At 49.7% G+C, this 4,421-nt stretch carries 5 protein-coding genes, 4 tRNA genes and 1 rRNA gene; 8 read left to right on the forward strand and 2 right to left on the reverse strand.

The annotated features are described in order from the left end of the window. The 3 genes from rrf to birA all read left to right on the forward strand — a co-directional run. Positions 1 to 73, forward strand: a 5S ribosomal RNA gene (rrf, locus tag NA986_RS24235); the annotation flags it as partial. 181 nt (positions 74 to 254) lie between these two features. Continuing rightward, positions 255 to 1,283, forward strand: coding sequence for a UDP-N-acetylmuramate dehydrogenase (murB, locus tag NA986_RS24240; protein ID WP_023215886.1), 1,029 nt, complete (start codon positions 255 to 257; stop codon positions 1,281 to 1,283). After that, positions 1,280 to 2,242, forward strand: a complete 963-nt coding sequence (birA, locus tag NA986_RS24245) for a bifunctional biotin--[acetyl-CoA-carboxylase] ligase/biotin operon repressor BirA (RefSeq protein ID WP_000655753.1) — start codon at positions 1,280 to 1,282, stop codon at positions 2,240 to 2,242. Before murB ends, birA begins: the two co-directional genes overlap by 4 nt. 34 nt (positions 2,243 to 2,276) lie before the next feature. On the opposite strand, the gene coaA is transcribed toward birA, so the two are convergent. Then, positions 2,277 to 3,227: a type I pantothenate kinase gene (gene coaA / locus NA986_RS24250; protein ID WP_000023068.1), complete on the reverse strand. Its 951-nt coding sequence runs from the start codon at positions 3,225 to 3,227 to the stop codon at positions 2,277 to 2,279. Between the two features lie 208 nt (positions 3,228 to 3,435). Further along, a complete protein-coding gene (locus NA986_RS24255; protein ID WP_001541267.1) occupies positions 3,436 to 3,609 on the reverse strand; it encodes a hypothetical protein in 174 nt (57 codons plus the stop codon). Between the two features lie 19 nt (positions 3,610 to 3,628). Here NA986_RS24255 and NA986_RS24260 point away from each other — a divergent pair. From NA986_RS24260 to NA986_RS24280, 5 genes are all read left to right on the forward strand, one after another. After that, positions 3,629 to 3,704 (forward strand) — tRNA-Thr (locus tag NA986_RS24260). Positions 3,705 to 3,712: 8 nt separating this feature from the next. Next, a tRNA-Tyr gene (locus tag NA986_RS24265) sits at positions 3,713 to 3,797 on the forward strand. Positions 3,798 to 3,913: 116 nt separating this feature from the next. Continuing rightward, positions 3,914 to 3,988 (forward strand) — tRNA-Gly (locus tag NA986_RS24270). A gap of 6 nt (positions 3,989 to 3,994) precedes the next feature. Next, a tRNA-Thr gene (locus tag NA986_RS24275) sits at positions 3,995 to 4,070 on the forward strand. Positions 4,071 to 4,185: 115 nt separating this feature from the next. Next, on the forward strand, positions 4,186 to 4,421 hold a 236-nt coding region (locus NA986_RS24280), incomplete at its 3' end, for a GTP-binding protein (RefSeq protein WP_000031667.1).

A 4,421-nucleotide genomic window follows, 5' to 3' on the forward strand; every position in this document is an offset into this window, starting at 1 on the left:
ACTCAGAAGTGAAACGCCGTAGCGCCGATGGTAGTGTGGGGTCTCCCCATGCGAGAGTAGGGAACTGCCAGGCATCAGATTAAGCAAAAGGCTCAGTCGAAAGACTGGGCCTTTTGTTTTATCTGTAGTCTGCCGGATGGCGGCTCCGCCTTATCCAGCCTACAGGGACGCGCCGATCCACCCTCAATATAACCACAAGCCTTCCCAACACAGATACGGTAAACTATTGCCGATTGAGTATCAGGAAAGCAGCCATGACCCACTCCCTAAAACCCTGGAATACCTTCGGCATTGATCATTGTGCAAAGCACATCGCATGCGCTGAAAACGAACAACAACTACTGAGCGCCTGGCAGCAAGCAACTCGTGAGGGACTGCCGGTTATGATCCTGGGTGAAGGAAGCAATGTCCTGTTTCTGGAAAATTACGCCGGCACCGTGATCCTTAACCGCCTGAAAGGCATTGAGGTCAATGAAACCGCGGACGCCTGGCACCTACACGTCGGCGCAGGCGAAAACTGGCATCAGCTGGTTCGCTACGCGCTGGACAACAACATGCCCGGCCTGGAGAATCTGGCGCTCATCCCTGGCTGCGTTGGTTCCTCGCCTATACAGAATATTGGCGCGTATGGCGTAGAACTACAGCGCGTCTGCGACTACGTTGACTGCGTTGAACTGGAAACGGGAAAACGTCTGCGTTTGTCCGCGGCGGAATGCCGTTTCGGCTATCGTGACAGTATCTTCAAAAATGAATATCAGGATCGCGTTGCGATCGTCGCGGTGGGTCTGCGTTTGTCAAAGCAATGGCAGCCGGTGTTGACCTATGGCGATCTTACTCGTCTGGACCCGAAAACGGTCACCGCGCAACAGGTGTTTGATGCTGTATGCCATATGCGCACCACAAAATTGCCGGATCTTAAAGTGAATGGCAATGCGGGCAGCTTTTTTAAAAATCCCGTTGTCGCAGCCGATATCGCTATGGAACTGTTAGAACGATTTCCCAACGCGCCGCATTACCCTCAGGCAGACGGCTCAGTGAAGCTGGCGGCAGGCTGGCTGATAGATCAATGTCAGTTGAAAGGCGTCACCATTGGCGGCGCTGCGGTGCATCGCCAACAGGCGCTGGTATTGATTAATGCGAATGATGCGACAAGTAAAGATGTGGTGGCGCTGGCGCATCATGTCCGGCAAAAAGTGGGTGAAAAATTTAATGTCTGGCTGGAGCCTGAGGTTCGCTTTATTGGTCAGTTCGGAGAGGTGAACGCAGTGGAGAGCATTGCATGAAAGATACTACCGTTCCCCTGACGCTGATCTCACTACTTGCCGACGGAGAGTTTCACTCAGGCGAGCAGTTGGGTGAACGGCTGGGAATGAGCCGCGCGGCGATTAATAAACATATCCAGACATTACGCGACTGGGGAGTAGATGTATTTACCGTTCCCGGGAAAGGATATAGCTTACCGGAACCCATCCAGTTACTGGATGTTGACCGTATTCATAGCCAACTGGATAGCGGAAACGTGGCGGTATTGCCTGTTATCGATTCAACCAATCAGTATTTACTTGATCGAATTGGTGAGCTGCGCTCAGGCGATGCCTGTGTAGCAGAATACCAACAGGCAGGGCGTGGTCGTCGCGGGCGTAAATGGTTCTCACCGTTTGGCGCGAATCTATATCTTTCAATGTACTGGCGTCTGGAGCAGGGGCCTGCGGCGGCAATAGGCTTGAGTCTGGTCATTGGAATTGTGATGGCGGAAGTGCTGCGTGAACTGGGCGCAGATAAAGTTCGTGTGAAGTGGCCTAACGACCTCTACCTGCTGGATCGCAAACTGGCGGGTATTCTGGTTGAGTTAACCGGTAAAACGGGCGATGCCGCACAAATAGTGATTGGCGCTGGTATTAACATGGCAATGCGTCGCGTAGAAGAGGACGTGATAAATCAGGGATGGATCACACTACAAGAGGCCGGAATTACGCTCGACCGCAATATGCTGGCCGCAAAGCTGATTTATAAGCTACGTGCTGCGCTTGAGCTTTTTGAGCAAGAAGGTCTTTCTCCTTATCTTTCGCGCTGGAAAAAACTGGATAATTTTATTGATCGTCCGGTAAAACTAATTATTGGCGACAAAGAAATATTTGGTATTTCTCGCGGCATTGATACTCAGGGCGCATTATTGCTTGAACAGGATGGCGTGATTAAACCCTGGATGGGCGGAGAAATATCGCTGCGAAGCGCCGAATAGTAAAAAAGGGGAGTCGGTACTCCCCTTTTTTCTGTTATTTCCGCAATCTTACCTGTTCCACCGCATGGTTAGCGCTCTTGGTCATAATAAGGCTGGCACGTTCTCTCGTGGGTAAGATGTTTTGCTTTAAATTCAACCAGTTAATTTCTTTCCAAAGCGAGGCTGCTGTATTAACAGCTTCTTCTTTAGATAATTTCGCATAATTGTGGAAATAAGAGTCAGGATCGGTAAACGCCCCTTCGCGGAATTTCAGGAAGCGATTGATATACCACGTCTGAAGAAGTTCTTCTGGCGCATCAACGTAAATAGAGAAATCAACGAAATCAGAGACAAATACATGGTGCGGATCGTGAGGATAATCCATACCGCTTTGTAAAACATTCAAACCTTCAAGAATCAATATATCAGGCTGAGCGACGGTTTTATCCCCTTCAGGAATAACATCGTAAATCAAATGAGAATAGACTGGCGCCGTCACGTTCGGTACGCCCGACTTGAGGTCAGAAACGAATTTCACCAGTCGGTGCATATCATACGATTCGGGGAACCCCTTTTTCTTCATTAACCCGCGTTCTTTCAACACCTGGTTTGGGTGGAGGAAGCCGTCTGTGGTAATCAATTCAACACGGCGGTGTTCCGGCCAGCGACTCAGCAACGCTTGCAGAACGCGTGCTGTCGTGCTTTTACCCACTGCGACGCTGCCCGCGATACTGATGATGTAAGGGATTCGCTGGCCGTTAGTGCCCAGAAACTGTTCCAGGACAGCCTGACGACGCAGATTTGAACTGATATAGAAATTTAGCAAACGGGAGAGAGGTAAATATATTTCTGCAACTTCTTCCAGCGATAAATCTTCATTAATGCCTTTTAACTGCGCGATCTCATCCTCGGTCAGGGTCATCGGCACAGAATCGCGAAGCGCAGCCCACTGGCTGCGATCAAACTGTAGGTAAGGCGTCATTAACGATTGCTCTTTTATACTCATAAGCATGTTTCTGGCTGCTATTGCTACATCAGTTCAGCGATGAACGAGGGCCATCCCTGACATGCAACGGCACGTCACATTTAAGTTAATTTGGACAATGGGCAGGAGGGTAACACCAGATGGGGAGGAATAATAAGAAAAAATCTCGCTGTGAAAGCTATCCCTGAGAAGCAATGTGACGAATATACCAGATACAGAAGATTGCTTTCTATCGACGGAGCGTTGAAATGCCGCGTCGTATCCTAGTCAGACGGTCGGTAAAATGCCGAAAATTTATGCTCTCTTGTTTGAAATTAGAGCATTTTTGTCTCTTATAGCGCAAAATGTGAGCGATAGAACATTTTATGCAATTTTTTAGTTGCATGAGCACGCAGGTCTCCATAGAATGCGCGCTACTTGATGCCGACTTAGCTCAGTAGGTAGAGCAACTGACTTGTAATCAGTAGGTCACCAGTTCGATTCCGGTAGTCGGCACCATCAAGTCCGGTGGGGTTCCCGAGCGGCCAAAGGGAGCAGACTGTAAATCTGCCGTCACAGACTTCGAAGGTTCGAATCCTTCCCCCACCACCATTTTCGGCCGCGCGATGGCGCAGCCCGAGACGATAAGTTCGCTTACCGGCTCGAATAAAGAGAGTTTCTCTCGATATTCAGTGCAGAATGAAAATCAGGTAGCCGAGTTCCAGGATGCGGGCATCGTATAATGGCTATTACCTCAGCCTTCCAAGCTGATGATGCGGGTTCGATTCCCGCTGCCCGCTCCAAGATGTGCTGATATAGCTCAGTTGGTAGAGCGCACCCTTGGTAAGGGTGAGGTCGGCAGTTCGAATCTGCCTATCAGCACCACTTCTTTTCTCCTTCCTGTTTTTCTCTTCTGTTTATTAGCATTCAACAAGTCGGGCGTGTTGCCTGGTTGATGTGGTGATATCACCGATTTATCCGTGTCTTAGAGGGACAATCGATGTCTAAAGAAAAGTTTGAACGTACAAAACCGCACGTTAACGTCGGTACTATCGGCCACGTTGACCATGGTAAAACAACGCTGACCGCTGCCATTACTACCGTACTGGCTAAAACCTACGGCGGTGCCGCTCGCGCATTCGACCAGATCGATAACGCGCCGGAAGAAAAAGCGCGTGGTATCACCATCAACACTTCTCACGTTGAATACGATACCCCGACCCGCCACTACGCACA

The sequence above is a fragment of the Salmonella sp. NW177 genome, from assembly GCF_051811585.1.
Taxonomy (GTDB): domain Bacteria; phylum Pseudomonadota; class Gammaproteobacteria; order Enterobacterales; family Enterobacteriaceae; genus Salmonella; species Salmonella enterica.

Excerpts from the sequence above, each read along its gene's own strand:
- murB (WP_023215886.1), top strand. The coding sequence starts at position 255 with ATGACCCACTCCCTAAAACCCTGGAATACCTTCGGCATTGATCATTGT.
- birA (WP_000655753.1), top strand. The coding sequence starts at position 1,280 with ATGAAAGATACTACCGTTCCCCTGACGCTGATCTCACTACTTGCCGAC.
- coaA (WP_000023068.1), bottom strand. The coding sequence starts at position 3,227 with ATGAGTATAAAAGAGCAATCGTTAATGACGCCTTACCTACAGTTTGAT.
- NA986_RS24255 (WP_001541267.1), bottom strand. The coding sequence starts at position 3,609 with ATGGAGACCTGCGTGCTCATGCAACTAAAAAATTGCATAAAATGTTCT.